Here is a 23,592-nt window from a genome sequence, read left to right on the forward strand (position 1 = left end):
ATACTGTCTCCGCGCAAATAGAGTGTGCTGAATTTTTTATTTGTAAATTCCATACAAGCCGAGGGAAAGCATTGCCGCATCAAGGTTTTACGCGTTTTGAAGCACGTTTGTGATCTTTTGGATCGCCCAGTCCAAGTCTTCCTTGGAAATCATTAACGGCGGTGCAAAACGGATCACGGTATCATGTGTTTCTTTGCATAAAAGCCCTTCGCCTTTCAGCTTTTCACAGTACGGACGGGCCGCTTCTGTCAGTTCAACACCGATAAACAGGCCGCGTCCGCGCACGTCTTTTATGATCGGGTTATCAATTTTCTCAAGCTCTTCTTTAAAATACCGGCCAAGCTGAAGGGAACGCTCTGCCAGCCCTTCTTCCTCAAGGACTTCAAGAGATGCGAGCGATACCGCGCAAGCGAGCGGGTTTCCGCCGAATGTCGAGCCGTGGGAACCCGGATTAAACACGCCGAGAATGTCACGGTTCGCCGCGATGCACGAAATCGGGAAGACGCCCCCGCCGAGCGCTTTGCCTAAGATAAACATATCCGGTACGATATTTTCCCAGTCAACCGCGAATGTTTTCCCTGTGCGGCCGAGTCCCGTCTGAATTTCATCAGCGATCAGAAGCACATTTTCTTCCTTACAAATAGCGGCCGCTTCTTGTAAAAATCCTTCCGGCGGAATGACGATGCCCGCTTCTCCCTGAATCGGTTCGAATAAGAAAGCGGCTGTGTTCGGCGTGATCGCCCGGCGCAGCGCTTCTGCGTCCCCGTATGGAATTAATTTTATACCCGGAAGCATAGGTCCGAAACCGCGTTTATACTCATCTTCTGAAGAAAGGGATACCGCAAGCATCGTTCTGCCGTGGAAGTTGCCGATACACGCAATGATTTCCGCCTGATTATCCGCTACTCCTTTGACCTCATATGCCCAGCGTCTCGCCGCTTTGACAGCGGATTCAACGGCTTCCGCCCCCGTATTCATCGGCAGAATCATATCTTTTCCGGTCAGCTTGGCTGTTTTCTCATAAAACGGGCCGAGCTGATCATTATGGAACGCGCGTGACGTCAGAGTGATTTTATCCGCCTGATCCTTCAGCGCCTGAATGATCTTCGGATGTCTGTGCCCCTGGTTCACCGCGGAATAAGCACTCAGCATATCCATATATTGATTGCCTTCAGGGTCTTTTACCCAAACACCCTGCGCTTCGGAAATAACAATCGGCAGAGGATGATAATTGTTCGCGCCGTAATGTGAAGTTTGGCTGATAATTTCTTGAGATTTTGTGAAAGCTGACATAATCTGATTCCCCCTTGTTTTGTAATCATTCAACATTAGATCTTGCTTTCCCTTTTTATAAAGCAAGTTCCGTGCCAATCCGAAAAAACGGGATGTTTCGCCAGCATTCTTTCTTTTCCTGCAAAATATTCCGGCAGTTTGCGTGCAAACTGCATCCAAGCGCAAAATTTTTTTGCGTTTCCTGTTCGATTTATTTTAAAATAATGAATGTTAAGACGATTGAGAGGGGGAATTGACCTGCACACAACCAGCGAATTTTACACACTCGTGTTACAAAGCATTCTGGAAGAGATTGATGTCGGGCTGCATGTGGTGGACGAAAAGGGCAGCACCGTCATTTACAATAAGAAAATGATGCAGATTGAAGATATGGATGAACGGGACGTCCTGCACAAAAACCTGACTGATGTATTTATGTTTTCCAATCAGCAGGACAGCACGCTCGTTCAAGCCCTTCAAGAAGGCAAAACGATTAAAAATGTAAAGCAGAGCTATTTCAATAACAAAGGCCAGGAAATCACGACGATCAACCACACCTTCCCGATTGTGCAAAACGGCGAGATCAAGGGCGCCGTGGAAATCGCCAAGGACGTCACCAAGCTCGAACGGCTGATCAGAGAGAACATGCACAGAAAAGAACAGAACAGCTACACGTTTGACAGCATTCTCGGGAACAGCCCGGTCATTCAGGAAGTCATCGAAAATGCGAAACGGGCAACCCGTACATCATCGTCCGTGCTTTTGGCCGGCGAGACGGGAACAGGCAAGGAGCTGTTCGCCCAAAGCATTCACAACGGCAGCCAGCGCTCAGGCGCCCCGTTCATCTCACAAAACTGCGCCGCCCTGCCGGACAGTCTGGTCGAAAGTATTTTATTCGGCACGAAAAAAGGCGCCTTTACCGGAGCCATTGACCAGCCCGGCTTATTTGAGCAGGCGCAGGGAGGCACCCTGCTCCTCGATGAGATCAACTCTCTCAATCTCAGCCTGCAGGCAAAACTGCTCCGCGCCCTTCAGGAAAAGAAAATCAGGCGCATCGGATCAGCTCAGGACAAACCGATTGACGTCCGTATCATCGCCACGATGAATGAAGACCCGATCACTGCCATTTCAGAAGAGCGGCTGCGCAAAGATTTATACTACCGCTTAAGCGTTGTCACGCTGATCATTCCCCCGCTCCGGGAGCGCAAGGAAGACATTCTGCCTCTGGCCGAAGTGTTTATTCAGAAAAACAACCACCTGTTTCAAATGCATGTTGATTCGATCAGTGACGATGTGCAGCAATTTTTCCTGGAGTATGACTGGCCGGGCAACATCCGCGAGCTTGAACATATGATTGAAGGCGCCATGAACTTTATGACGGATGAAACGACGATTACGGCGGCCCACCTGCCTTACCAATACCGGATGAAAATCAAACCCGCTGACACGGAAAGCAAAGCAGCCGCAAGCACCCAGCCCGGCACAGATTTAAAAGACAAAATGGAAAACTTCGAAAAATACATGATCGAAAAAACCCTGAGAAAAAACGGCAATAACATATCCAAAACGGCAAACGAGCTCGGAATCAGCAGGCAGAGCCTGCAATACCGCCTGAAAAAATTCGGTCTGGACCGGATGAAATGAATCCATACAAAAAAAGGCTGAGGTGCTCCTCAGCCTTTCGTTTATATCTGATTGGCAAGCCGCTCTCCGGTAAACCAAAAGTTTTCGCTCACTGCCAATGTATGTTCCGTATTCTCGACTTGATGCCACCAATGGCGCGGCGCGTAAATGATTTCTCCCGCCTTTTGCCTGAAGCGGATCGGAGACGCCTTTTGCGCCAGCGGTTTTTGCTCTATATCTTTTTCATCAAAGACATTGATATTTCCTTCGTACAAATACGGAGAGTCGTCCGGATGATAGAAAATCCATTCCTTCTCCCCGAAAATGACGCCGTTCCACGCGTGCGTGCTGTTAAAATCCTGATGCAGCGGCGTGCCTGTCTGCTTAGAACCGAGAAAGAACCATTTCCAGTCCCGTCCCGTTTCTTCATCCGCTCTCAATGTGTCTTTTGTAAAATACTCGGGTGCGGAATAGACAAGGTCTAAGTCATTTTGGTTCAGCTGCGTAAAATTCCAGTCACAGTACCATTTGTCATCATTCTGATCAATGTACTCGATATAGTTGGAAAGCTTTACTTGTTTAAACGTTTTGACCCCTTCGATATCTGATTTCCGGATGGTGACCATTCTGTCTCCATAGTGTTCGTCAATGTATTCAAGCGTCCACGGCCTGCATTCCCAGTGATCCATTGCCCCCGTCAAAATAAAAGGTTTCTTATCAGCATACTCGCTTACAAAAAGATCGTACGATAACTCATTGATTGTCAGTCTGTCAATGGTCATATCCATTCCCCTTTTATTCGGCAATCTGCCGTTTTTTTTGTTTGGCGTAACTGTATGGACCTGAAAAGATGGTGACGTTTTGATTCTCAAGCCAGAAAATCTTGTTGAACTTCTCCAGCAGGTTTCTGTCGTGAGAAACGCAGATGATGGTGCCTTGAAACTGCATCAGGCTGTTTTCGAGAATTTCCTGAGATTCAATATCCAAGTGGTTGGTCGGCTCATCCAGGATCAGGACATTCAGCTTTTTTTCCATTAAGATGGACAGCTTCAGCCTGATTCTCTCACCACCCGACAGGACGGAAAGTTTTTTAAAGACCGACGACCCGTAAAATCCGTACTTGGCCAGCATATTCCGGGCCATGCCCTCTTCAGTCAGCAGATTTTCTTTAAAGAATTGCAGAATCGTCTGACTCGAATCTCCGACGTGGCTCTTTTGATCAATGTAGCCTATTTTAAGATTTTCCCCCACTTTAATGGTGCCGTCCGACAGTTCTCTTTCCCCGATGATGCAGCGGATCAGCGTTGTTTTGCCGACGCCGTTTCTGCCGACGATGCCGATTCTGTCTTTATGCTTTATACGCAGATTCACATTTTGATATAAAAGGGAAGATCCGTTGGCCACCTTTCCGTTTTCAATGAACACAATATCTTTTGAACCGGCGCCCGCTTCCTGAAATGCGTTTTTTAATTTTTGCTCCGTCCGGACCGGCTTATTGATCAGCTCGATCCTTTTCAGCGCCTTTTCCATATTATTCGCGCGTCTGTGCAGCCCGACAGACGGCGGATTCGAGCGGTTGGCCCAATCTCTCAGCTGGGCGATGGATTCCTTCATCTTCTGTATTTTTCTCTGCTGTTCTTCATATTTCTCAAACTGGGCGATGATGAATTCTTCCCGCTTTTTCAGGTATTCGCTGAAACCGTAAGGCCAAATCTTCACCTCGGTATCGTCAATCTCGAGCACTTTCATCGCCGTCTGGTCGGCAAACGTTTTATCGTGGGTCGTAAACAGAATGGTTTTATTCGATTTTTTAATAAACCCTTCAAGCCACTCAATCGCATGAACATCCAAATGGTTGGTCGGCTCGTCCAGCAGTATAATGTCGTCGTTGCGGATTAAAATTTCGGCAAGGCCGGCTTTTGTTTTTTCGCCGCCGCTCAGCTTTGAAAACGGCTGATCCTTTAATTCGCTGAGGCTGAGCCCGTTGCATACCTCGTCAATCATCGCATGCATCTGGTAGCCGTTGTTCCGCTCAAATGTTTCCGTGTATTGACTGTACTTTTCCAATAAAGCAGTCAGCTCGTCCTCACCCATCGGTTCCGAAAGCTTCAGCTCAATAGCCTTCATTTCCTTCTGGATCGCCGCGAGAGCTTCAAACGATTTTTCCAGATATTGATACAATGTCAGATCCTCATGGGGATCAGCGATCTGCTTCAGCAAACCGACCTTCGCCCCTTTGTTGATCGCAATCGTTCCTTCATCCGCCTCAAGCTCCCCGGAAAGCACCCTGAACAGCGTGCTTTTGCCGGAACCGTTCGGCCCGGCCACAAGCACTTTTTCGCCTTCATTGATGAAGAAAGAAACTTGTTTGAAAATGGTATCTCCCGCTAAATTTACCGTAAGATTATGAATATTCAGCAACTCACATCATCCCTTTGTCATTCTGGTTCAAAGCTCGACTTTATTCTGGATGGCGACGCTCGCTTTCAGTTTGTAAAAGCTGAGCATCATAAACAGCGACAATAAGATGGATAATACCCCGATTGCGGTCAGCAGCAAAGCTGAATCAAAATAGTCCGTTAAGAATCCGATAAACGGAAAGGCAATGAACATGAAGAGCGAGGTCATCAAACTGATAATGGACAGCAGCGTGGCTCTCGTTCTGGACGGAATCTCATTATTCACCACCTGACTGGATACGGGTTCTATCACATCATAGAGCGCGTTGATGACGACAAAAGCTGCAATCGTCACGTACAGACTGCCCGAAGGTATAAACAGATAGGCCGCCCCGATGATGCAGAATGTCAGCAGAAGCACGCGCCTCGGCGTGAATTTTTCCGCCGGCTTTGAAGAAAAGATGGAGCACAGCGCCTGCAAGATGGACAGCCCCGCAAAAATAATGGATATATTGCGCACGGACAGCCCTTCCTGACTTAACAGATCTTGTCCGTACATATAAAAAACCGATGTAATCGCAAAGAAAACGGAGAGTGACAGCACCAAATATTTAAAGGCTTTGTTCAGCCTGAAGAAATCTTTGACTTCTTTTAAGATGTCCCCGACCGTCTGCGTTTCGTGTTCACTGTTTTCAAATTTGATCTCCGTCAGCTGTGTAATGACCGCCATCGCAATCAGCTGAGTCACAATCCCGGCGATAAACACATACGACCATGATATTTCCTGCAAGTAGCCGCCGATGCCCATGGCGATCGCAAGACCGAGTATGACAAGTCCGTTATAATTTCCGATGGATTTGCCGTACCACTTTTCTTTCCCTTGTTCTTTCAGTGAATCAAACAAAAAGGCGTGATCCGTTCCTGATATAAACGTCAGCCCGATACCGTATATAATATGAGCGATGAAGAGGGCGATGAAGTTATGAAAGCTCAGGAACATTACCAAATAGACAATGACCATAAAATGGCCGAGCAAGAGCGATTTTTTTCTCCCGATTCTGTCCGAGATGACGCCGCTCGGCACTTCCGCCAGAAACATCGCCAAATTCAGGACCGATTGCAGGATGCCCACTAGAAACAATGAATAATTCATGCTTGTTAAATATAAAATCCAAATTCCCCGTTCGAAAAAGAAGTTTCCGAAAAAACCGGAGAAGTAAAGCAAATTTCGATTCCGCAAATGAATACCCCTTTCCAGCTATCTGCATTTAACATCATGAACAGAAAGGAGCCCGTCAGTCTTTACACTAAAACCCTCTATACATGGATCTTGCAGATACAGACTTTTCCCAAAACAAATTGGGCAATAATGAGTTGTATTCTCGAATAACCCAAAAAGTTCCTTCTTTTTTTCAGATCCTATGGCATCAATGATCGTTTTTTTCTTCCCCGGATCGCTGATGTCGCGGATGAAATATTTGATATAGCTCAGCTCATGCATATAACCCGGCAGAAACAAATGGAGCTCAATATCAAACCCGCTTTTATCCATATGGTAATAATCATTGAAATGACTGACGCGGGAGACGGATACGTCCGCTCCGGCCCTCCGAAACAATTCAGCCAGCCTTTCAATGATCTCTCCGTTGGGATAATAATCGGCATAAACAATTCGGATCGGCTCTTCTTTTGTCAAAAGGGGCGGATCTTTCTGCGGTGTCCGTCCGCTTTCCCATATACCGATCAGTGAATCAGTCGGTGTGATGATATGCCCCAAATCCCCGGCCAGCTTTTGTTTATCAAAATAATGCTGAATGAAAGTTCTCAGCATGTCATCCTTTACCTTGAAGGTAAATAACATAGGCAAATGATTTTCTTTAAAATCAGCATATTGCCGATACCTCATGTTGGAATGATGAAACTGGGTGTGGCAGGTCACATCGGTCTGATTCGCTTCGTACAGCCCGATGCTTTTTTCCAGATCATCATTCAAAATAAATTGGATGATCTGAACGGTGCGGTCATCCGCGGGCGTCATTTTATATTGCGGATTCCGCTCAAATTCCAGTCCCTTCTCAAACGTACGCTTGAATCGGTACGGGCCGTTTTCCGGCACATCGCCCCCGGCGGTCGCCGGAATCAGAAAGCTGCTCTGCAAAACGGCTTCTATTTCATCAGACGGCTCGTCCAAGGTGATTTCAAAGCGTTTTTCGCCCGTTACGTTCACCCCGAGCTGATCGGATGAGACGAGGCCTTTTACATACGGAACGGCCTGTTTTATGTTCAGGAAACTGCCGAGATGGGGACTTTGGTTTTCTTTCGTCAGATGATAGATGATGGTTTGAACCACACCCTCGGCGTCACCTAAATAGTCCGGGTGAATGTCCACCTGACAGGTGCGGCGATCTTTGCGGATGATTCGGCAGTTATAGCCGTCCTGCAGGCTTTCATACATAATGCTGCAAATCATCTTGCTTGTGTAATCCTGCGTATCTAATGGGTTCAAGCGTATCGGGCTTGTGTCGATTTCTATTTTCAGAGGGTCGCCCGGTTTTCTCGCCGTACGATGCATCGTCTTCATAAAGCGCTTTCCTTTTGAGAAAGCTTCGTTTCTGTAATATGAAGTCCGTCAAAGTCCAGGCCGATGCGGGTATTCAGGGATTTCGGGCTTCCGCCTGCAAGGTATGTGATAATGTCATGAGACATAAACGAGGATATAATACCGTTTGTCGCTCCTAACGAACCTTTGATCGGTTCATCGGGGTAACAGTTCAGAAGTCCGGCCGGCATGTTTTTTTCATAGGTGACGCCGGATTGATAGGATTCAGGCGTGAGCAGAGGCCCCCATTGGCCGCTGAAGCTGCCGACACCCCCGGTCATAAACGCGATATTCCGCTCCTTACAATACTGATAAACCCATTCAGAAATGTTATGGGGTTTGTCAGCGGCATTTATGACGATATCAATTTCGTACGGATCTAACACACGCAGGTCCTGCGGCTGTGTCATTTCCTGATGGTAAAGTGCTGCGTCCGCATGGGGATTGATACCCGCGATATAATCTCTGCATTCTGAGATCTTTAATTTGCCTACAGAAGATTGAGTATAGACGAATTGTCTGTTCAGGTTATGTACTGATACGGCATCGAAATCAATGAGAATAAAATGCTGCATGCCCGCCGCCAAAAGGTTTTGAAGAATGATCGTTCCGACGCCCCCCAGACCCACGATCGCTGCCCTGCTGCCGTCTAATCTGTTTTGGATCAGATTGGGGTTTTGGTTGTATTTCTCAAAATGGTACAGCTGCTTTTCAGTGATGCAGCCTTCACGGCCGTTTTGCCATGGCTCTATTAAAGCATCCAATTTCATTAATGCATCGAAAAACTGGTTTCCCGCTTCCTCTCCCAGAAGATCAGAAAGCTCTTGTTTTTCACAGCCGGTGATCAGCCGTTCAACCGCCTCTTTGATCTCACTCGTATGCGCAAGCTTAATCGCCTTTCGATATTGAATGATAATATGCCCCGTGTAGGTCAGCACCTGCACGCTGTCTTTAAACTTCCAGCGCTTACAGTCCGTTGACATCATGACATACCCCCTGAAAGATAATAACTCCCCAAAAAGGGGAGTCACGGCTTTACTAGCAGCGATGCACCAAGCTTGCTGTTTCTGTATCAAGATCAAGTTCTTCAATCTTCATCAGTACACACCCCCTTTGCCAATAACTAGATATTATCATCAATATTGGAAAAGGACAAGTTATTTTTTGAAAATTTAGAATTTATATATAAATTGTGATATTTCTTCCGCTATTCCGGTTTATCCCGGCAGCCGGATGATGAACACGGAGCCTTTTCCCTGCTCACTTTTCACTTCAATTGTTCCGTTATGGCTGTCGATAATGGTTTTTGTAATGGCAAGACCCAGCCCCGCGCCGCCGGATTGACGGGATCGGGAGGTTTCCGGCCTGTAAAACCGGTCAAACACATGAGGCACATGCTCCGGAGCGATTCCCGTTCCGTTATCCGCAATCATAAGCATGATTCCTCCGTCTTTCTGCAGGGAGACGGTGATGACACCCGTGTCTTCATCCGTATGCTGCACCGCATTGTAAAAGAGATTGAGAATGGCCTGCTTCATTTTGTCTTTGTCAAAAACAGCTTCTATCTTTTGATCAACAAAGAACTCGAGTTTCCGGTTTCTCGCAAGCAGCTTCAGCTCAGCCTCCATTTCCAAAATGACGTCTCCCAATGCCCCTTTTTTCATTTCAAAGCTCGGCTCCCGGTCAATCTTCGCGAGAAACAAAAGATCCTCTATCAGCTTATTCGCCCTGACGGATTCCGCGTACATGCTTTGAAGCGCTTTTTCTTTCTGCTCCGGCTTTTCCGCCGCTCCGCGCATTAAAATTTCGATAAAGCCGTGAATGGAGGTAAGCGGCGTTCTCAGCTCATGTGATGCGTCTGATGCAAACCGCCGGATGCGCTCCTTCGCTTCTTTTTCCGCCTGAAACGCGGTTTCAATCCGTTCCAGCATCTGATTGATGGAGATGCCCAATGACTCAATTTCGGCCTGCTTCCTATCAATCGGCAGCCGTTTATCGAGACTGCCGGCATGAATGTCACCCATCATATGCACAATGCGGGACAGCGGCTTGAGTGTGAGCCGGATCACCGGCAAAAAAACAAACAGTCCGATAACCAAAGCCGCAAAGGAAAGTATCGCGAAAATGCTGATCTGGCGGAAAAGCGAATCATTCAGAGGCTGGGTCAGCGTGCTCATCTGTACAACTCCCGCCTGCCTTCCGTCAACGGAAATCGCCTGAAACACGACGATGATTTCCTCACCCGCCTTATTGTGAGCCACCTGATAGTGAAGCGCCATTGTATCTGTCAGCGCATCCCGATACACGTTTTTCGGGAAAGAAGGAGCGGCTCCCGCGTGCGGGTCTTCTGATAAAACTGACATCTTGTATGATTGATTGATAAAAGCAACCGTCACCCCGGGATAAATCACATTCGGATGAGCCGGTGTTTCGGAACGGGCAGGGGTTTTGATTGACCTCCATACACTTTGATCCATTGAATTGATATCACTCTGAATGCTGATCGCCTGATTTTCATACATCGTCCGTCTCATAAACATGTACTGTGTACCGCCGATGAAACATAACAGCAAGGTCAAAATCGCCAGTGACCTGAACAGGAGCTGGAACCGCAGGGTTCTGTACAGCCGTTTCATGCCAGGTCCACCCTGTACCCGGCGCCCCGAACCGTGCGAATCACCTTGTGTTCTTTGTCCTTCAGCTTTTCGCGCAAAGAACGAATGTATGTCTCGACGATATTGTCTTCCCCGAGAACCGTTCCGTGATGAAGCCCCATCGTTAAAGAATCAATGAGTGCAGACTCGCCGTCTGCACTCAGCAGCTTGATGCCTTTCAACTTATTCATGATGCAGTCTCTCCTTAGATGTATCAGCCTGTGTTTATTTTTTTCGCTTCCCCTTCTATTATTCGCTTTTATCTGAAACAAAACGGAAGCTAAGCTGAATTGGTGAAAGTAAACGCTGAAAACGGAGCCATCTGCAAATAAGCTGCCGGCAGTTTCATCTGCCGCTATTCAGCAGCACCAGTCTGTTTCAATCACAAAGTTCTAAGGTCATGTCTGCCTTTTTCTACATATATCCATTTTCAACTGAACGTGTTGTGACCCGCGTTCAGTTCTTTTTTATAGCTTCTGAAAAAAGGCATAAAAAAAAGCGCCCCTGAAAAAGGACGTTTAATATGACATGTTTCATTTTCTTAAATTCTGCATTCTAAAATAATTCTTCCTTCACATTCACCCTCGATTTCATTCAATACGATGATCACATCAGCCGTTTTCATGTGTTTCACCTCCCTGCTTCACAATAGTATAATATTAACAAATAAATCAATAAAAAACAGCCCGGATGTCCGGGCTGCTTTTTTATTTCTGTAATCGATCTGCTTCTGTCAGTTTGACTTCCGCTGTTTTTTTCTTTCCCGAACGGTAGAACGTGATGTTCACACGGTCGCCGATCTTTTTGCGATACAGGCGCTCACGGAGATCCACAACGTCATTGACCTTATGTCCGTCGAACCCGGTAATCACGTCGAGCTTTTTCAAACCCGCTTTTCCGGCCGGTGAAAACGCGTCGACACCCATAATGACCGCCCCGGTTTTAACGCCTTTCGGAAGTTTCAGCGTCTGGCTCCAATGGTAGCTCGCAATATCCGTTAAGGATTTCATCTCAATACCGAGGAAAGGCCGTCGGACTTCTCCGTATTTTTCTAAATCCTGAATAACGGGAATGACAAGCTTTGACGGGATGGACAGGCCGATTCCTTCAACGGCGGATTCAGCGATCTTCATTGAGTTGATGCCGACCACCTTGCCCGAAATATCCATCAAAGCGCCGCCGCTGTTGCCGGGATTAATCGCGGCGTCGGTCTGCAGCACTTCCGCATTCCAATCCGGATGTCCGTCGCCGTTTGAGTCAACGGGCACCGCTCTTTCCGTGCCTGAAATGATCCCCTGTGTCACTGATCCCGCAAATTCAAGTCCGAGCGGATTTCCGATCGCAATGACCGGTTCTCCGACTTTGACTTGATCAGAATTGCCGAACTGGGCGGCCGATTTGATTTTATCAGACTTCACCTTCAGTACCGCGAGATCCATCAGACGGTCGCTCCCGATCAGCTCAGCAGGCACGCGCGAACCATCCTTCAGGCTGATCTCAATCTCAGTCGCACCTTCAATGACATGGTGATTGGTTACGATATAAGAAGTGTTTCCGTTCTTTTTGTAAATGACGCCCGACCCGCTTCCCGCTTCGCCGCCCTCTCCCCAAATATCAGTCTTTTGGATATTGAGAACGCCGACTACCGAATCCGATACACGGCTGACCATATTCGTGACAGCGTCATTGACATTTACGTTGACTGTTTTCACCTGTTCGCTGCCGAGACGCCGGCTGGTGCTTTTGCTGCTGTCTCCATGGTCTCCGCCTGTCCAGTACGGCATCAGGAAAGCCATGAGCGCGGCCCCGACGATGACGCCGATCAGACTTGATAGAAAGTATCCTCTCTTGCTGCGGCGGGGCTGTTCGGAGGCGTACTGTTCATCATCGCGATTATAATCCACCCTATCTCAAATCCTTTCAAGAGTACTCGATTTGCTTATAGTGTGGGTCAGATCGCGGATTAATAATCATGATTCATTTGGAAAAATTACACGGCGCACAGCGGCGTCGGAATTTTCGGATCGGTATCAAATAACTGAAACGTTTCCCCGGCGACAAATCCTTTCGCAGCCAATGTCTGCTGCACGGACATTCTCGCCAGTTCCTTCATATTGTTGTCTTGGCTCAGATGCGCCAAATAGATGCGCGATGTGCCGTCGCCGATGACATCAGTCATGGCGAGCGCCGCATCTTCATTCGAGACGTGGCCGACATCGCTTAAAATCCGCCGCTTAATGCTCCAAGGGTATCTGCCCATTTGCAGCATGCCGACGTCATGGTTGCTTTCAAACACAAACACATTGGCCGAACGGATGATGCCTTTCATTCTGTCGCTCACATATCCGGTGTCCGTCATCAGCGCGAGCTTTCTGCCTTGGTAGTGGAAAACATAAAACATCGGCTCGGCCGCGTCATGAGAGACGCCGAATGACTCAACATCAAGCCCGCCGAAAGACTTTACGCTTTCCATCGGGAACAAAAACTTTTGTCCGGTATCAAGCTTGCCGATCTGATTCTCCATCGCTTTCCACGTCTTTTCATTGGCGTAGACGGGTAGACCGTACTTTCTCGCAATGACGCCGAGCCCTTTAATATGGTCGCTGTGCTCGTGAGTGACAAAGATGCCGTCGACGTCGTCTATCTTGCGGCCGATTCTCTCCATCAGCCCGTCCATCGCTTTACCGCTCAGGCCGGCATCCACCAGAAAAGAATGCTCCTCTGTCTCCAGATAAAACGCGTTTCCGGTACTCCCGCTCGCAAGCACGCTAAATTGCAAGCCCATTGTGTCTCACTCCATTATTTATTTTGATTGTTATCAATGACTGTGCTTTCCAATGCATTCACAGTGTACGTTTGCTGTGTCTTTTTCTTCGTCCCTTTTGACTTATCTTCAATTGTAATTCTCCATACCGGCGCCAGCACCTGCGTACTTGTCAGCGGGTATTGGGCAATATAGCCGAACTTGACGCTTTTAACGGCGCAATTCGCTTTTAAGTAATTTTGAGAATACAATAATTCGACCGCATCAAGCTCAGGAATCAGGCTCTCGGTCTGGATTCGCTTGAATGACTCCAGCATGGTCTGCTCGTAGGATACGACCTGGTTTTTATCGTTCAGATGCAGAATCACCTGTCCGATCGCATCCGTGGACGAGTCAAAATCCTGATAAATAAACTGTCCGTCATATGTCTGGTAAAAAATGATCTGTTTTTGATCCTTGTCGACTTTCCACAGTTTATATTTTTCACCGCCGGTTACTTTAGAACTGACGAGCGATTCCGCATCCTCCTGCGGTTTTTGCTTCGATAAACCGACCGGATCGGTAAATTTCATTTTCAGCGTTGTGACCTTATGATCATCCGCCGGCATTTCCATTAACGGCTTTTGATCCTTCAAAGCATCAATATCTTCAGCGGTAAATACCTTTTGGCCCGCCGTCAGCCGGTAGCCCGTCGCGGAATCAGAAGACAGGTTGCCGAATGTGATATGGTCCATCTCCATGTCTTTTTCCACGTTTGAATTTTTAATCACTTCGTATTCACTGCTCGAGCGTTTTTCAAAAAACTGATAGCCGAGAAAAATATCGAGGATGAGGAAGGCAATGATGAAGATCGTTTTTGTCTTATTCCACTCCATTATCGTCCTCCTCCTTCCCCAGCAGATCTTTCGTAATCGGGACGATCTTCCCGTTGATCTTCATACTCCAGACGGGTTCCAGTTCAACGAGATCATTCGTTGAAGAAGAGACCATTTGATAGGACAGGAAGATCTGGTCGATTTTGTTCACGTCGTATTTATCCTGCTGCTCCAGCAGAGACACAACCTCATTGCCGTTCATCATTTTTACGTCTTTTGTTTTAATCGGATTCGGCCCGAGAACATAGTTCGGCCGCTTGTAGCTGAGAACCTCGTCATTGGCCCATTGCAGGGTCAAAACAGGTCCGGATCCGAAAGGCTTAGACGTGCTGTTGATCACAGGCATTTGGTCTTTAAACATGTAGAAACTCAGCTGCTGGTTATCACTCACATTGAAAAATTGATAATGATCCGTCCAGCTTCCCGTATCCTCTAAATATTTATAGCTTTTCTTAATCAGCTCACCCGTTTGGTAAGAAGCGCTTTGTGCCAAATTCCGATGCTGGAATTGAATCTGCCGCTGTGTCGAATTGATTTCCAGACGGCTGATTCCGTCAGTCAGCACATTCCGATTGTAATTCGGGTCCTCTCTGACCGTGCTCGGATCATTAAAAAGCGTCTGCTTAAACAGGTTCGTCTTAATGGTTTCAGTGATAAATTCTTTTTCCTTCATATTAAACCGCGCATTCGGCATGAGAAATTCTTTGCTTTTTCCGACCGAATAGAGGTGGTATAACGGCATACTCGACTTTTTGCTGTACAGCTCATTCATCAGATTGCGGTAATTCGCCGATTCCACAGTCACTTCCAAAATCAGCTGCTTGCTGTACGAGACCATGTAAATCTTCTTATTCGTCTTATTCTCATTAAACGGAATAACAATATGGTCAAATGAGCTGTATTCCATTGACGGATTTGACCATTTAAACATCGATTGGAAGAAATCAATCGGAATGGTGTCATTGAATTGCAGATCGAGCTTTGCCGAATTGCCGTTTCTGCCGTAAAGCCAATTTTTAAAACCGAGCTTGTCGTATTGATCGGAAATATCCTTCATCCCTTTTACTTCCCATTGCGGCAAATCCGCCCACAGGTCATTAAAGAGCGTCTCATCATCCACTTTATAATGAGAGCCGTTTGTATGAATAAACATATCCCGGGGTTTTACCGTTTGCGACACTTTTTGGCTCGTTTTATCAATTTTATGCTTTTCCCGGACAGTCGATTTGGTTGAGGCCGTGCCTTCTGAAAAATTGGGCTGGAATGTCCAAATTCCCCATGTTAAAACAAGACTAATGACGACCAGCACTGACAGTATGACTGTTTTTATATTTTCACGCCTCATCCCAATCATCCTCTTGCTCTTCTTTATATGGAAGAGTAAATGTAATCTTCGTTCCTTTGCCTTCTACACTGTCGGCCCAAATGTCTCCGCCGTGCGCCTGAACCATCTCTTTTGCAATCGCAAGGCCGAGCCCGGTGCCGCCGAGTTTTCTCGTGCGCGCTTTATCCACTCTGTAGAAACGGTCAAAGACTTTTTCCACATCTTTTTTCGGAATGCCGATACCTTCATCTTTTACGCTGATATAAAGCAGCTCTTCTTTCTCGTTCACATCGACTGAGAAAGTGACATGCCCGCCTTCCGGTGAGTATTTCAGTGCGTTAGAAATGATATTATCGAGAACCTGCGTCACTTTATCCTGATCAATCTCCACGTACAGATTTCTGTCCGGAAGCTCGCGGATAAATTCAACATGCTGTTCTTTCGTCATTTCAAAACGATCGATAATCAGTGACATAAAGCGGATCATATGAATCCACTCCCGATTAAACTGATAATCTTTGCTGTCGAATTTAGAAAGCTGAAGCAGGTCGTTCACCAATCTGATCATGCGCTCAGTCTCATTTTGGGTCACCATTAAGAAACGCGGAGCGATATCTTTGTTTTCCCACGCGCCCTCTGCAAGCGCCTCTAAATAGCTTCGCATGGTCGTCAGCGGTGTCCGCAGCTCATGAGACACGTTGGCAACGAACTCTCTGCGTTCCCGATCGAGTTTTTCCTGTTCGGTGACATCATAAAGAACCGCGATTAAACCGTCGATTTTTCCGTGCTCTCTCTGAATAACGGAAAAATTCACCCGCAGTACAGTCGTTTCATCGTCACGTTCGATCTCCAGCAGCATTGAATCCTGCTGTTCTACTAAATCCTCAAATGTAAAGTTCTCTTTTATGCCCAATAAAGACGTAATCGGCATCTCTAAAGCCGTTTCACGTGAAACATTCAGCAGCTCAAGCGCAGGGCTGTTTAAAAGAATAATAGCCCCGTTGCGATTCGTAGCGATGACACCGTCCGTCATATACGCGATAACGGAAGAAAGCTTTCTTCTCTCCCCTTCCGTCATGGCTTGGGCATCTTCAAGCTCTCTCGTCAGATGGTTGAACGTCGTTGCGAGCTGACCGATTTCATCATGCCCGTATTTCCGCACCTTTCTGGAGAAATTCCCTTTTGCCAGTTCCATCGCCTGCTTACGCATATCCGATAGCGGATGGGTGATGGTGCGGGCGAGAAATATACCGAGAAGAGCCGTCAGAACAAGGGCTAAGCCTGTTCCTGAAGCAAGAATCGAGTTGACGGTTTTCATCTGGTTAAAGGTATCTTCCATACTGGCCACGACATAAATCGCGCCGACAACTTCCTGATTCTCTGTGACGACAGGTTTTGCTGAAATCAGCACTCTGTTTTTGCTTTTAGGATCATAATATTTTTTTGAATAGGCCTGTTTTGTTGAGAAAATCCGTTTAAAAATCGGGTCAGTCGTCTGTTTCCCCGCTATTTCCTCGCCATAAGGCCTCGAAGAACCGACGACCTCATAGCTTTTATCAACAAATGTAATCTCCCGTATTTCATTGTTTTTCGTAAAATCATTCAAAATCCGTTTGACGTCATCTTTAATGACGGTGCTGTCATTATCTCCTTTATATTCCTGCTCAATATAATAGGATAGATTGTCAATCCGCTGATTTAACGATAATTCATAGGACTTGAGAAGAGAATTCTCCACCTGTTTCACAAAGTACACGCCGATAATCTGCATGGCGATGATAATGAGAAGCACATAGATCAGCGTGATCTTAAACTGAATCGACCGAAAAAAACCAACCTTATTCATCGCCGGTTAGTCCTGTTCAGGATTTCTCAAGTAATAACCGACACCCCGTCTTGTGACGATCCAGTTCGGATGGCTCGGATTATCCTCGATTTTCTCACGGAGACGGCGCACTGTTACATCCACCGTTCTCACGTCACCGAAATAGTCATAGCCCCACACAGTCTGCAGCAGATGCTCACGGGTCATGACCTGTCCGATATGTTTGGCTAAGTAATGAAGCAATTCAAACTCACGATGAGTCAGCTCGATCGTTTCTTCTCTTTTTGATACGACATAAGCGTCAGGGAAAATGACGAGAGAACCGATATGAATGTCATTAGAAGCTGATTCTTCCTCAGCCGGCGCAACCGTAAGCTGGCGGCGCAGGTTCGCTTTGACGCGGGCCAGAAGCTCACGCGTGCTGAAAGGCTTCGTGACATAGTCATCCGCTCCGATTTCAAGCCCGATGACCTTGTCAATCTCCGAGTCTTTTGCCGTCAGCATAATAATCGGCATATCATATTTTTTCCGGACTTCCCGGCACACTTCAACTCCGTCTTTATTCGGAAGCATAATATCTAAAAGAATTAAATCAGGCTGAAGCTCCTCCACCATTTCCACGGCTTCGTTTCCATCGTACGCACAATGCACGTCATAGCCTTCTTTTCTTAAATTAAACTCTAATATATCTGCAATCGGTTTTTCATCATCGACTACAAGGATTTTCTTATCCATCATCTTGATTTTCCTCCTGCCAGAATGACTTCATTTCATCTATTGATGTTTCATGATGATCACAATTCGTATCGTGAAAAACGTTCCCCGTCTATTATAACGGTTTCAGGTCAAAAGATAAAAAAATTAAAGAGAACAGCGCAAAAACGTATTGAACTGCCATCCTTTTGTCATGTTTTTTATTTTCTTTTAAAAAATAATATTTTTTTGAAACCTCAAGAAAAAAAACGCCGTCTAGTGTTTGACGTCTTCTTCTGGGCCGGCTGAAAAGCCGGCTCTCCCTTTTTTATAACAAAAGAAAAAACGCACCTACTATTGCAGATGCGTTTGGGTAAGTGGCTCGGGACGGAATCGAACCGCCGACACACGGATTTTCAGTCCGTTGCTCTACCAACTGAGCTACCGAGCCAGATGTTTCTTTTCTATACTATAAAGTAAAGTAAAATGGCGGTCCGGACGGGACTCGAACCCGCGACCTCCTGCGTGACAGGCAGGCATTCTAACCAACTGAACTACCGGACCTTACAGTAATTTGTCCGGAGAACCGTATCGTGGCGGTCCTCCGAGGACAAATAAGGAGTTAGCAATAACGCTAAAGTAAATCAATGACCCGTACGGGATTCGAACCCGTGTTACCGCCGTGAAAGGGCGGTGTCTTAACCGCTTGACCAACGGGCCATAAAAAGTGGTGAGCCATGAAGGACTCGAACCTTCGACCCTCTGATTAAAAGTCAGATGCTCTACCAACTGAGCTAATGGCTCTTGATGTGTCGGATTATGTATCATAGAGCATTGAGACAAAAGCTTTCTTGCAGTACTCTATTGAAGCTGTTCCGTAACAACGAGATTTATAATATCATAGAACATTCGAAAGTGGCAACTACTTTTTTGAAAAAAATCTATTATTTTTTTCCTACATAAAAAAACAAGCCTCCGTGACCGGAGGCTTGTTTGCTGCAAATTCTTAGTTAGCGCGGTATACACTGCGGATGACGTTCGTTTGTGAACGGTCAGGACCGACAGAGAAAATAGAAAGCGGAATACCTGTCAGCTGAGATACGCGTTCCAGATAATGGCGCGCATTTTCAGGAAGATCGCTTAATGTTTTTGCGCCTGTGATATCTTCCGTCCAGCCAGGCATTTCTTCATATACCGGTTCACACTCTGCGAGAGCTTTCAGACTTGCCGGGAATTCTTCAATCACTTCACCTTTGTAGCGGTAAGCGACACAGATTTTCAATGTTTCAATGCCAGTCAGCACATCGATTGAGTTCAGAGAAAGATCTGTGATTCCGCTGACACGGCGGGCATGGCGGACAACAACGCTGTCAAACCAGCCGACACGGCGCGGACGGCCTGTTGTTGTGCCGTATTCGCGTCCGACTTCACGGATTTGATCCCCGATTTCATCTTTCAGCTCAGTCGGGAAAGGACCGTCACCGACACGGGTTGTGTACGCTTTAGATACACCGACGACGTGCTGGATTTTTGTCGGACCTACGCCTGAACCGATCGTCACCCCTCCGGCGACCGGGTTGGATGAAGTGACAAACGGGTATGTCCCTTGGTCAATATCAAGCATAACCCCTTGAGCGCCTTCAAATAAAACGCGGCGGCCTTCATCCAGCGCGTCATTCAGAACGACGGATGTATCGCATACATACTTTTTAATCTGCTGGCCGTATTCATAATACTCATCCAGAATATCTTCAATTTTGAAGCCTTCCGTTTCATACATTTTTTCCAGCAGACGGTTTTTCTCTTCAAGGTTCCGTTCAAGCTTTTCTGCAAACACGTCACGATCTAGCAGGTCTGCGATCCGGATGCCGATCCGCGCCGCTTTGTCCATATAAGCAGGTCCGATGCCTTTTTTCGTTGTGCCGATCTTGTTGGCCCCTTTGCGTTCTTCCTCTACTTCATCCAGTTTCAGATGGTATGGAAGAATGACGTGGGCTCTGTTGCTGATTCTCAAGTTATCCGTGCTCACATTGCGTTCATGAAGATACGCAAGCTCCGTTACGAGCGCTTTCGGATCAACAACCATTCCGTTCCCGATGACACACGCTTTTTCTTTATAAAAAATTCCTGATGGGATTAAATGAAGCTTGTACGTGACGCCATCAAACTTGATGGTATGTCCTGCATTGTTTCCGCCTTGATAACGTGCGATCACTTCTGCATTTTCTGATAGGAAATCTGTAATTTTACCTTTTCCTTCATCGCCCCACTGCGTACCTACTACGACTACTGAAGACATATATCCGTGCACCTCCGTTAACCTTTCAAAACGATATCTCATTCAAACAAATTAAGTGTATCAGTGCCGAAACAGAAAGTCAATCGTAAATCCGAACATTAAAATCTTATTATTCTATATTTGTTCGCCTTAAACCTGATTAAAAGCGTTTTCTCTTTCATTTGCTATCTATTACTCCCGAAACTTTCATACTTTAACACGAAAAAGAACCCATATCCCGGGTTCTTCAGACAGTCATTTATATTCCGCTTGTATTCATCAGGACGATCCGCCAGCCGTCAGGATCTTCGATGGTCACGCCTTTTTCTTCCCAGTACGGGTTTTCGGGTTCTTTCTCCTCATATCCCATCTGCTTTAATTTCGTGCTGATGCGAATGACCTCCTGCTGATCAGGGATGTAAAAGACAAGCAGGCTGTCGCCGTGCGGAACGGGCGCCGGCTGAGACGAGCCGGTTTCTTCGGTGAATTCTAAGTGATATTGCGTATGCGGCAGGCCGAACATGACGCCGCTGTAGCCCTCATGTCCGGAAAAACTGCCGACCCTCTTCAATCCGAGGCCTTCTTCATAAAACCTGATGATTTCTTTGAGCTGTCCGGTCGGCCGGGCAATCCGGATTTGCGCCGCTTGAAATTGCGGAAATTCAATTGTCATCATCATCCCTCCCTTAATGCCATTATATAAAAGCGCTTTCTTTTTATCGACTGCCGAACAGACGGCATTCTCTCATTTTTTCGGATGAAAAAAAGCCTCAAGACATTGCTTGAGGCTTTACGCACCTGCCGGAACACCGCCGTCATCAAAGCGCCTTTCCAGATTTACGAACTTATTGTATTCTTTCACAAAAGCCAGTGAGACGGTGCCCACCGGGCCGTTACGCTGTTTGGCGATAATGATTTCGATGATGTTTTTGTTTTCGGATTCTTTATCATAGTAATCATCACGATACAGGAAGGCGACGATGTCGGCATCCTGCTCAATACTTCCCGACTCACGGATATCTGACATCATCGGACGTTTATCCTGCCGCTGCTCAACACCCCGGGAGAGCTGAGACAGGGCGATGACCGGGACTTCGAGCTCCCGCGCCAGCGCTTTTAGCGCCCGTGAAATTTCCGATACCTCTTGCTGACGGTTGTCGCTCGAACGGCCACTTCCCTGAATGAGCTGCAGGTAGTCAATTAAAATCATGCCCAATCCGTTCTCCTGCTTCAGTCTTCGGCATTTTGAACGGATTTCGCTGACGCGGATGCCGGGGGTGTCATCTATAAAGATACCGCTGTTTGACAGGCTTCCCATCGCCATCGTCAGCTTGCCCCAATCTTCTTCCGTCAGATTACCCGTTCTGAGATTTTGGGCATTAATATTCCCTTCGGCGCAGAGCATACGCATGACAAGCTGCTCGGCACCCATCTCAAGACTGAATATCGCGACGCTCTCATCCGTTTTGGTGGCCACGTTTTGCGCAATATTTAAGGCAAACGCCGTTTTCCCCACAGACGGACGGGCTGCGACAATGATCAAATCATTCCGCTGAAAACCCGCCGTCATCCGGTCAAGCTCGATAAAGCCGGTCGGAATCCCGGTAATATCGCCTTTCCGGTTGTGAAGCTGCTCAATGTTGTCGTATGTTTGAACAAGCACGTCTTTAATATTTTGGAAGGCGCCCGAATTTTTTCGCTGCGCGACCTCCATAATCGTTTTTTCCGCATCGCTTAATAAATCTTCAACTTCATCCTCGCGCGTATACCCGTCTTGAGCGATCGAGGTCGCCGTTCTGATTAAACGGCGGAGAATGGATTTTTCCTCAACGATTTTCGCGTAATATTCTATATTAGCCGCTGTCGGAACGGAATTCGCGATGTCCGTCAGGTAAGAGACGCCTCCCACCTCTTCTAACAAATCGGTATTCGCAAGTTCTGACGTTACCGTGACCAAATCAACCGGTTCACCGCGGTCTCCGAGCACGAGCATGGCATTGTAAATTTTTTGATGTGACATTCTGTAGAAATCATCCGGAATCAACACTTCAGAAGCCAGTGTCAACGCAGACGGCTGTAAAAAAACAGCACCTAACACGGCCTGCTCAGCTTCTATGTTTTGCGGCGGCAGCCGATCATTCAGAAGGTCTGTCATGCTAAGCACCGTCCTTTCCTTAAAAAATATCCAAACTTCATTTTACCATTTCTCATGAAAAAGAATAGAAAAATATCACTTTCCCTGTATTTGTCAGGAGAGGGTTATGTGTTTTACCGTTCCGAATGCCGGGAAACAAATAAATAAATCGAAACCGGGAGGTAAGAAGGATGAAAACATATGCAGTAACACCCAGTGTTGATGCGGACGGATGGTTTGTGAAGGTGGAAAATGTGGCGCCGACGGCTCTTTGTACATCAAAGGACGCGGCGATTGAAAAAGCGGAGCAGATGGCGAAAGAGAACAGCCCGGCTAAGCTTGTCATTTATGATCAGCATAAAAACATTGAAGAGGAACGTTCCTTTTAAGAAAAGCCTTCGCCCGTGCGAGGGCTTTTCTTATTCGATGAAACGGATGTGCAGCACCGTCTGCGCCATGAGATCGGCCGTTTTTTGATACAGCTCCCATTCTTCAAAGGCGGCGAATACTTTCATCATGTCCTGCAATGTCTGTTTCAGTATGATAAATTCGTCAATTGTCCGCAGTTCTGCGGCTTTTTTCTGATAATCAGCCAGCTTCAGCTGTAATAACATCAATGGCGATTGCATAAAAAACCTCCCCCATTCTGTTATAAAGCCCCGCTTTTCAAACCTCCATTCCTTTGTCATATCCTCTTACGATAGATTTCTGATTTTAGTACAATAAAGAAACGGAAGGAGTGATCACATGAAACCGCTGCAAATTTCCGCCGAAACGGCGCAAAAGCTCGCAGAATCACTGAATATGCCGCTTGAGAGAATCATGCACATGCCTCAGCACATTCTGCTTGCCAAATTAGCTGAAATCCAAAAAGAGAACGATCACAAATAAAGGCTGCTCTCTCATATATATGTACGGGAGGCGGAAGCGATGGCTTTCCGCCTCTTTTTTCCATGAAGAAAATTTCGGTAAAACCGTCTCACAGCTGAAAAAACTTGTTGACGAAGGAAAATTGAACTATTTCTTATTATCCGGAAACAATTCAGGCAACACAAAGCTTGTCTCATGGATTAAAAAGAACGGCACAAAAATCTCAGCTGACCGATACAGCACCGGAAAAACAGGCTCAGCCCGATGAGGAATGACAGGCGG

General features: G+C 46.7%; 22 protein-coding genes and 4 tRNA genes. 4 read left to right on the top strand and 22 right to left on the bottom strand.

From position 1 onward, the window contains the following. Positions 1-87: 87 nt before the first annotated feature. The gene (locus tag L3V45_RS19050; RefSeq protein ID WP_004393130.1) at positions 88-1,293 is read right to left on the bottom strand and encodes an ornithine--oxo-acid transaminase; all 1,206 of its coding nucleotides are present in this window, start codon (positions 1,291-1,293) and stop codon (positions 88-90) included. 207 nt (positions 1,294-1,500) lie between these two features. On the opposite strand from L3V45_RS19050, the gene L3V45_RS19055 reads away from it, so the two are divergent. Next, positions 1,501-2,916, top strand: a complete 1,416-nt coding sequence (locus L3V45_RS19055) for a sigma-54 interaction domain-containing protein (protein ID WP_046376731.1) — start codon at positions 1,501-1,503, stop codon at positions 2,914-2,916. Positions 2,917-2,957: 41 nt separating this feature from the next. Here the strand turns inward: L3V45_RS19055 and L3V45_RS19060 are convergent, their stop codons facing one another. The 20 genes from L3V45_RS19060 to dnaB all read right to left on the bottom strand — a co-directional run bounded on the left by L3V45_RS19060 (position 2,958) and on the right by dnaB (position 22,461). Next, positions 2,958-3,677, bottom strand: coding sequence for a cupin-like domain-containing protein (locus tag L3V45_RS19060; RefSeq protein WP_004393125.1), 720 nt, complete (start codon positions 3,675-3,677; stop codon positions 2,958-2,960). Positions 3,678-3,690: 13 nt separating this feature from the next. Next, positions 3,691-5,316, bottom strand: a complete 1,626-nt coding sequence (locus L3V45_RS19065; protein ID WP_024086026.1) for an ABC-F family ATP-binding cassette domain-containing protein — start codon at positions 5,314-5,316, stop codon at positions 3,691-3,693. Positions 5,317-5,343: 27 nt separating this feature from the next. Continuing rightward, a complete protein-coding gene (locus L3V45_RS19070; protein WP_014306161.1) occupies positions 5,344-6,534 on the bottom strand; it encodes an MFS transporter in 1,191 nt (396 codons plus the stop codon). Positions 6,535-6,552: 18 nt separating this feature from the next. Continuing rightward, the gene (locus L3V45_RS19075; RefSeq protein WP_069473655.1) at positions 6,553-7,875 is read right to left on the bottom strand and encodes a periplasmic substrate-binding domain-containing protein; all 1,323 of its coding nucleotides are present in this window, start codon (positions 7,873-7,875) and stop codon (positions 6,553-6,555) included. Further along, positions 7,872-8,879, bottom strand: coding sequence for a ThiF family adenylyltransferase (locus L3V45_RS19080; RefSeq protein ID WP_014306163.1), 1,008 nt, complete (start codon positions 8,877-8,879; stop codon positions 7,872-7,874). Before L3V45_RS19080 ends, L3V45_RS19075 begins: the two co-directional genes overlap by 4 nt. A 231-nt stretch (positions 8,880-9,110) precedes the next feature. Next, positions 9,111-10,529, bottom strand: a complete 1,419-nt coding sequence (locus tag L3V45_RS19085; RefSeq protein ID WP_004393117.1) for a sensor histidine kinase — start codon at positions 10,527-10,529, stop codon at positions 9,111-9,113. After that, a complete protein-coding gene (locus L3V45_RS19090; RefSeq protein ID WP_057080362.1) occupies positions 10,526-10,738 on the bottom strand; it encodes a winged helix-turn-helix domain-containing protein in 213 nt (70 codons plus the stop codon). Before L3V45_RS19090 ends, L3V45_RS19085 begins: the two co-directional genes overlap by 4 nt. 516 nt (positions 10,739-11,254) lie before the next feature. Next, on the bottom strand, positions 11,255-12,451 hold the full coding sequence (locus L3V45_RS19095; RefSeq protein ID WP_015387437.1) for a S1C family serine protease: 1,197 nt from the start codon (positions 12,449-12,451) through the stop codon (positions 11,255-11,257). 86 nt (positions 12,452-12,537) lie between these two features. Next, a complete protein-coding gene (locus L3V45_RS19100) occupies positions 12,538-13,332 on the bottom strand; it encodes an MBL fold metallo-hydrolase (RefSeq protein WP_004393110.1) in 795 nt (264 codons plus the stop codon). Between the two features lie 14 nt (positions 13,333-13,346). Continuing rightward, positions 13,347-14,186, bottom strand: a complete 840-nt coding sequence (locus L3V45_RS19105) for a two-component system regulatory protein YycI (RefSeq protein ID WP_004393108.1) — start codon at positions 14,184-14,186, stop codon at positions 13,347-13,349. Next, entirely contained in the window at positions 14,173-15,531 is a 1,359-nt protein-coding gene (gene yycH, locus L3V45_RS19110) for a two-component system activity regulator YycH (protein WP_004393107.1), read from the bottom strand. Before yycH ends, L3V45_RS19105 begins: the two co-directional genes overlap by 14 nt. After that, positions 15,521-17,356, bottom strand: a complete 1,836-nt coding sequence (gene walK, locus L3V45_RS19115; protein WP_004393106.1) for a cell wall metabolism sensor histidine kinase WalK — start codon at positions 17,354-17,356, stop codon at positions 15,521-15,523. The genes yycH and walK overlap by 11 nt, the downstream gene beginning before the upstream one ends. A gap of 6 nt (positions 17,357-17,362) precedes the next feature. After that, on the bottom strand, positions 17,363-18,070 hold the full coding sequence (walR, locus tag L3V45_RS19120; protein ID WP_004393104.1) for a cell wall metabolism DNA-binding response regulator WalR: 708 nt from the start codon (positions 18,068-18,070) through the stop codon (positions 17,363-17,365). Positions 18,071-18,406: 336 nt separating this feature from the next. Then, a tRNA-Phe gene (locus L3V45_RS19125) sits at positions 18,407-18,479 on the bottom strand. A gap of 36 nt (positions 18,480-18,515) precedes the next feature. Further along, positions 18,516-18,592: transfer RNA gene (locus tag L3V45_RS19130), tRNA-Asp, on the bottom strand. A gap of 84 nt (positions 18,593-18,676) precedes the next feature. Next, positions 18,677-18,748 (bottom strand) — tRNA-Glu (locus tag L3V45_RS19135). A gap of 8 nt (positions 18,749-18,756) precedes the next feature. Further along, positions 18,757-18,832, bottom strand: a tRNA-Lys gene (locus L3V45_RS19140). Positions 18,833-19,034: 202 nt separating this feature from the next. Beyond that, positions 19,035-20,327, bottom strand: a complete 1,293-nt coding sequence (gene purA / locus L3V45_RS19145) for an adenylosuccinate synthase (protein WP_004393102.1) — start codon at positions 20,325-20,327, stop codon at positions 19,035-19,037. Between the two features lie 238 nt (positions 20,328-20,565). Further along, on the bottom strand, positions 20,566-20,979 hold the full coding sequence (locus L3V45_RS19150) for a VOC family protein (RefSeq protein WP_004393101.1): 414 nt from the start codon (positions 20,977-20,979) through the stop codon (positions 20,566-20,568). Positions 20,980-21,096: 117 nt separating this feature from the next. Next, positions 21,097-22,461 (bottom strand): replicative DNA helicase, encoded by a 1,365-nt coding sequence (dnaB, locus tag L3V45_RS19155; protein ID WP_004393100.1) that lies wholly within the window; start codon positions 22,459-22,461, stop codon positions 21,097-21,099. 170 nt (positions 22,462-22,631) lie between these two features. Between dnaB and L3V45_RS19160 the strand changes: the two genes are divergently transcribed. After that, on the top strand, positions 22,632-22,829 hold the full coding sequence (locus L3V45_RS19160) for a DUF2188 domain-containing protein (protein ID WP_004393099.1): 198 nt from the start codon (positions 22,632-22,634) through the stop codon (positions 22,827-22,829). 30 nt (positions 22,830-22,859) lie between these two features. Here the strand turns inward: L3V45_RS19160 and L3V45_RS19165 are convergent, their stop codons facing one another. Continuing rightward, positions 22,860-23,069 (bottom strand): hypothetical protein, encoded by a 210-nt coding sequence (locus L3V45_RS19165; RefSeq protein ID WP_014306171.1) that lies wholly within the window; start codon positions 23,067-23,069, stop codon positions 22,860-22,862. Positions 23,070-23,187: 118 nt separating this feature from the next. Between L3V45_RS19165 and L3V45_RS19170 the strand changes: the two genes are divergently transcribed. After that, positions 23,188-23,331: a YycC family protein gene (locus tag L3V45_RS19170; RefSeq protein WP_014306172.1), complete on the top strand. Its 144-nt coding sequence runs from the start codon at positions 23,188-23,190 to the stop codon at positions 23,329-23,331. 19 nt (positions 23,332-23,350) lie between these two features. Next, a complete protein-coding gene (locus L3V45_RS19705) occupies positions 23,351-23,578 on the top strand; it encodes a mannosyltransferase YkcB-related protein (protein ID WP_442863051.1) in 228 nt (75 codons plus the stop codon). Positions 23,579-23,592 lie beyond the last annotated feature (14 nt).

Source organism: Bacillus sp. R45 (genome assembly GCF_021729365.1).
GTDB classification, from domain to species: Bacteria; Bacillota; Bacilli; order Bacillales; family Bacillaceae; genus Bacillus; species Bacillus velezensis.

Excerpts from the sequence above, each read along its gene's own strand:
- walK (WP_004393106.1), bottom strand. The coding sequence starts at position 17,356 with ATGAATAAGGTTGGTTTTTTTCGGTCGATTCAGTTTAAGATCACGCTG.
- L3V45_RS19160 (WP_004393099.1), top strand. The coding sequence starts at position 22,632 with ATGAAAACATATGCAGTAACACCCAGTGTTGATGCGGACGGATGGTTT.
- walR (WP_004393104.1), bottom strand. The coding sequence starts at position 18,070 with ATGGATAAGAAAATCCTTGTAGTCGATGATGAAAAACCGATTGCAGAT.
- L3V45_RS19165 (WP_014306171.1), bottom strand. The coding sequence starts at position 23,069 with ATGCAATCGCCATTGATGTTATTACAGCTGAAGCTGGCTGATTATCAG.
- L3V45_RS19050 (WP_004393130.1), bottom strand. The coding sequence starts at position 1,293 with ATGTCAGCTTTCACAAAATCTCAAGAAATTATCAGCCAAACTTCACAT.
- L3V45_RS19060 (WP_004393125.1), bottom strand. The coding sequence starts at position 3,677 with ATGACCATTGACAGACTGACAATCAATGAGTTATCGTACGATCTTTTT.
- dnaB (WP_004393100.1), bottom strand. The coding sequence starts at position 22,461 with ATGACAGACCTTCTGAATGATCGGCTGCCGCCGCAAAACATAGAAGCT.
- L3V45_RS19075 (WP_069473655.1), bottom strand. The coding sequence starts at position 7,875 with ATGAAGACGATGCATCGTACGGCGAGAAAACCGGGCGACCCTCTGAAA.
- yycH (WP_004393107.1), bottom strand. The coding sequence starts at position 15,531 with ATGAGGCGTGAAAATATAAAAACAGTCATACTGTCAGTGCTGGTCGTC.
- L3V45_RS19055 (WP_046376731.1), top strand. The coding sequence starts at position 1,501 with ATGTTAAGACGATTGAGAGGGGGAATTGACCTGCACACAACCAGCGAA.
- L3V45_RS19085 (WP_004393117.1), bottom strand. The coding sequence starts at position 10,529 with ATGAAACGGCTGTACAGAACCCTGCGGTTCCAGCTCCTGTTCAGGTCA.
- purA (WP_004393102.1), bottom strand. The coding sequence starts at position 20,327 with ATGTCTTCAGTAGTCGTAGTAGGTACGCAGTGGGGCGATGAAGGAAAA.
- L3V45_RS19100 (WP_004393110.1), bottom strand. The coding sequence starts at position 13,332 with ATGGGCTTGCAATTTAGCGTGCTTGCGAGCGGGAGTACCGGAAACGCG.
- L3V45_RS19150 (WP_004393101.1), bottom strand. The coding sequence starts at position 20,979 with ATGACAATTGAATTTCCGCAATTTCAAGCGGCGCAAATCCGGATTGCC.
- L3V45_RS19170 (WP_014306172.1), top strand. The coding sequence starts at position 23,188 with ATGAAACCGCTGCAAATTTCCGCCGAAACGGCGCAAAAGCTCGCAGAA.
- L3V45_RS19090 (WP_057080362.1), bottom strand. The coding sequence starts at position 10,738 with ATGAATAAGTTGAAAGGCATCAAGCTGCTGAGTGCAGACGGCGAGTCT.
- L3V45_RS19705 (WP_442863051.1), top strand. The coding sequence starts at position 23,351 with ATGTACGGGAGGCGGAAGCGATGGCTTTCCGCCTCTTTTTTCCATGAA.
- L3V45_RS19080 (WP_014306163.1), bottom strand. The coding sequence starts at position 8,879 with ATGATGTCAACGGACTGTAAGCGCTGGAAGTTTAAAGACAGCGTGCAG.
- L3V45_RS19105 (WP_004393108.1), bottom strand. The coding sequence starts at position 14,186 with ATGGAGTGGAATAAGACAAAAACGATCTTCATCATTGCCTTCCTCATC.